The following is a 2,228-nucleotide window of genomic DNA, read 5'->3' on the forward strand; positions in this document are numbered from 1 at the left end:
CCTGATCCTCGCCATGCTTGCCGCAGTCGTACAAGGCGAGGCAGGCGACCTCCTCCGGGGTGGTCCAGGTGGCCCACACCGCGCCGCCCTCGGGGCGTGCGAGCGGGCGGATGAGGCCCGCGTGCTGCTCAGGGCCATGCTCCGTCAACTCGCAGATGACGGAGCCGCGCGGTATCCCGGGAACATCAGGCCGTGTGGCGAGGGAGTGGGTGCGCAGGTCCGCGGTGACCGGGATGCGTGCACCGCAGGTACGCGGGTGGGGTGGCACGGTGGGGCCTCTCATTGGTAGCGCTGTTGAGGCAGGCGGCGGAATGGTCATGTCGAACCACCGCTGCGGGCGGATGGGCCGTGGTCGGCGTCGGATGCCACGGGGAGTCCCGGAGTCATGCGGCCAGCGCCCACGGGCGCAGCTCGGGGAAGGCCCGGAGCAGAGCCTGAACGAGCTGTGGCCGCGACAGAACGATGACCACTGTGTGGTGATCGCTGATCCCCGTCATGTCCAGCACCCGTACTTCCTCGACGGCCTGGACCGACCAGCCATCGAAATATGGGCGGTCGATCCGGCACAGGCCGCCTTGGCCGGCGGCTCCGGGTGCGAAGCCGGCCGTCGGGTCCAGCGCGTGGGGCTGGCCGCGGTGCATGGCGGCGAATCGGCAGGCGTCGTGCATGCCGACATCCATCATCAACTCGTCCACGCCGGTTCTGCTCACCCAGAGTCCCTGCGGTCCCGGCGACTGCTTGACGGCGCGGTGGCAGCGGTGCACACGGTCAGTGACCTCGGGGGAGTTCCAGGGAATGCCGGACGGCCCCCACGCCTCTTGGTTCCAGTCGCCCAGGACCCAGGCGGCGGCCTGTTCCAGACCAGAACGGGCGTCATGGTGGGCGTCGATCTTGTCGATCACGGAGGTCAGCTCGTATGCCTCAAGCTGGCTTTGGAGCGGGTTGCAGTACGGCGCGTGATGCGACAGCAAGTTGATCGGGACGTGCGGCACTTCGGGCAGCCGCACGACCACATGCGTGGGCGGCGTCCGGTAGATCTTGGTGTAGTGGCGCTGGGGCGACGGGTCGAGGAGGAACGACCCCTTGCGTATGAACAGACCGGTTGAGTTGCGTCCTTGGCCTTTGGCTGCCCGGAAGCCGTGGCTGTCCAGGACATACTGGGCTGCTTGGAACCTCCGGTTGGCGGCTCTCTTCTCAGCCCACGCTGCGCCGGTCCTGGTCTGGGAGAAGGTGAACTCTGTCACCGCGACCACGTCCGGTTGCAAGGGCGCCAACATGCCTTCGTAGGCCAGGTGCCACCGCTCGGGAAGGACGCCCCGCTTCGGTTCCGGACCGCCGTCGTTCTTCAGATTCATCAACACGACGACGAGCTGGTCCGCACGCCTTTCCAGGGTGGGGCCGACGAACGCGTGCTTCCCCCGTGCGGGGCGTAAGGCGGGAGGGCGCGGTCGCCGCAGCCCGCAGGTGATCACGAGAGGTCCTGAAGGTGCCGGCGGACGCGGTCCTCATCGCGGCGGCTGACAGCCGAGTAGATGCCAGCGGCTGATTCGTAGAAGGCGTGTGCCAGGCCCAGTTGGCCGCCTTCTCGAAGGGTATGGCCGAGCAGTTCCCTGCTGTGGGCACGCCAGCGCTGCGATCCGGCAGCGTCGCATTCGGCGACGGCCCGGCGCCCCTCCTGTTCGCCTTCGCCCGGGGCACCGCCCGCGGCGTGGGCGCGGGCGAGCCACGCGAGCGCCCGGGCCGCGTCGAATGCGTCCTGGATGTCGAGCAGCGTCGCACGGGCGGCGCTCAGAATCTCGATTGCCTCGGCAGGGCGGTGGAGTTCGAGCTGGGCCTGACCGAGGCAGACGTTGGTGATCGCCACGGCCCGTCTGTACGTGAGCCGGTCGGTCTCGGACTCGCTCGCGTGACCCAGCTCGATGCGCTGCTGGCGGGCTTGGAGCAGGAAGTCCTCCGCCTCGGCCGGATGACCGCTGTGCAGGTTCACGGACCCGAGTTCGTGGAGGGCCTGGGCCTCGGCGCGACGGTCGTTTTCCTCGCGGGCGAGCCGCAGGACGGCCGCGAACGTCTGGGCGGCGGCCTCGAAGTTGCCTGCGCCGCGCAGCCCGACCCCCCACGTGCTGAGCATCTCGACTTCGGCTTCACGGTCCCCGCAGCGGCGCGCGGCCTCAAGGCCGAGTTCGTGGCTCTCGGACCATAGCTCGTAGTCGTGGGACGAGCGGAGCAGC

General features: G+C 69.3%; 2 protein-coding genes and 1 pseudogene. All 3 read right to left on the reverse strand.

What is annotated here, in order from left to right:
* Positions 1-268: pseudogene (locus ABZ281_RS46655) on the reverse strand (hypothetical protein); the annotation flags it as partial.
* 115 nt (positions 269-383) lie between these two features.
* Positions 384-1,355, reverse strand: a complete 972-nt coding sequence (locus tag ABZ281_RS46660; protein ID WP_356664606.1) for an endonuclease/exonuclease/phosphatase family protein — start codon at positions 1,353-1,355, stop codon at positions 384-386.
* Positions 1,356-1,468: 113 nt separating this feature from the next.
* On the reverse strand, positions 1,469-2,228 hold a 760-nt coding region (locus ABZ281_RS46665; RefSeq protein ID WP_356664608.1), incomplete at its 5' end, for a tetratricopeptide repeat protein.

This window comes from Streptomyces sp. NPDC006265 (genome assembly GCF_040613555.1).
GTDB lineage: Bacteria > Actinomycetota > Actinomycetes > Streptomycetales > Streptomycetaceae > Streptomyces.

Excerpts from the sequence above, each read along its gene's own strand:
- ABZ281_RS46660 (WP_356664606.1), bottom strand. The coding sequence starts at position 1,355 with ATGAATCTGAAGAACGACGGCGGTCCGGAACCGAAGCGGGGCGTCCTT.